We start from the raw sequence: 293 nt of genomic DNA on the forward strand, positions 1-293 counted from the left end.
GTGCCGGCCGGGCGGGCGGCGTCGGGTGCGCCCGCGGGCGTCCCGCGCGGCGCCGTCTTCTGCCCCATCGCCTCGACGATCGCCGCGTCGTCGAGGTCGGCGAGCGGCCGGCGGTCGATGACGGTCCGGCCGTCGCGCAGGATCGTGCAGACGTCGGCGATCGCGCGGATCTCCTTCATGCGGTGCGAGACGATCAGCGTGCTGATGCCCCGGCCCGCGAGGCGGCGCAGGATGGCGAACAGCCGCTCGCTCTCGGCGAAGGTCAGGTTGGCGGTCGGCTCGTCGAGCAGCAG

General features: G+C 75.1%; 1 pseudogene. It reads right to left on the reverse strand.

The window, feature by feature from the left end:
- Positions 1-293 (reverse strand): annotated as a pseudogene (locus A5481_RS34935) (ABC transporter ATP-binding protein); the annotation flags it as partial.

The sequence above is a fragment of the Methylobacterium platani genome, assembly GCF_001653715.1.
GTDB classification, from domain to species: Bacteria; Pseudomonadota; Alphaproteobacteria; order Rhizobiales; family Beijerinckiaceae; genus Methylobacterium; species Methylobacterium platani.